We start from the raw sequence: 1,077 nt of genomic DNA, 5'->3' as shown, positions 1-1,077 counted from the left end.
GCGGCCCTCGCGGGACTCTGGGGGCAGAACCTGGGGGAGTACGTCGCGCTCCTCTGCGAGGTGCACGGCGTCTACGGTGTGAGCGCCTCCATGTGGTTCTCGCCCGTCTACAACGCCGGGCTGGGCGTCAACTTCGCGAAGTCCACGGCCTCGCCCTTCAGCGGAGCGCCGTCGGGCGGCGGAGGTGGCGGCTCCGGTGGGACGGGCGGCACATGCGTCGCTCCCGAGACGCCCATCACCCTGGAGGACGGGCAGGAGGTGCCCGCGGCGTCCCTGCGCCCTGGCATGCGCGTCCTCACCCAGCACGAGGACACGCGCCGCGTGGGCGTCTTCGAAGTGACGGCCGCCTCCAGCCATCGCGCCGCGCGCTGGCGCGTGGAGCTCATGGACGGCCGCGTCCTGGTGGCGACGCCCAACCACCTCGTCTACAGACGCTTCGCAGGCTGGACGCAGGTGCGCACGCTGCGTCCCGGCGAGTTGCTGGAGGGCCTGCGCCCGGGGCTTGTGCGCCTCGTGGCGCCGGAAGGGGAGGGCGCCGTCGTGAAGCTCACTGTGCACGGGGCACGGACGTACGAGTCCGCGGGCCTCCTCAGCCACAACATCAAGCAGCCCATCTAGGAGTTCGCATGCAGCCCACCCTCACGCAGAGCGACGTCTACCTCATCAATGCCAAGGAGGCCCGGAAGCGGGACCTGCGGCTGGAGATCGCCCGTATCAAGGGGCAGCTTGACGCGTCGGCCGCGCTGTCGCGCGCAGCTGCGGAGGTGAACTCCGCCACGCTGGTGAAGAGGACGGCGCTGGAGCAGGAGCTGCTCCAACTGGAGTCCGGGGGCGCGGCCCCGGGCAGCAGCGACGACTGGGGGAAGTACTCCACCGTGGAGATGGCGGCCCAGGACGAGCGCTTCTACGCGAAGGACAAGGGCTACGACTGGCTCGTCCACAACCCGCTCGCCACCTTCGAGGAGGCGGTGGCCGAGTTCGAGAAGTACATGCTGGAGCAGCGGACCGCACGGGGACGGCCCTGGCTGCTCCAGCGCGGCGAGGGGCTCGTCCGCGAGTGGCAGGCGAATGCCTTCG

The 1,077-nt window shown here is 70.8% G+C and carries 2 protein-coding genes; both read left to right on the top strand.

Annotation, left to right across the window (positions count from 1 at the left end; all coding sequences use genetic code 11):
• The coding region (locus tag D7Y15_RS45080; RefSeq protein WP_368667437.1) for a Hint domain-containing protein at positions 1-618 on the top strand (618 nt) is incomplete at its 5' end.
• Between the two features lie 8 nt (positions 619-626).
• The coding region (locus tag D7Y15_RS43600) for a hypothetical protein (RefSeq protein ID WP_121756228.1) at positions 627-1,077 on the top strand (451 nt) is incomplete at its 3' end.

The organism is Corallococcus sp. AB030, from assembly GCF_003668965.1.
GTDB classification, from domain to species: Bacteria; Myxococcota; Myxococcia; order Myxococcales; family Myxococcaceae; genus Corallococcus; species Corallococcus exiguus.
Note: the sequence above shows the minus strand (reverse complement) of the source record. Positions and strands in the feature narration are given on the sequence as shown.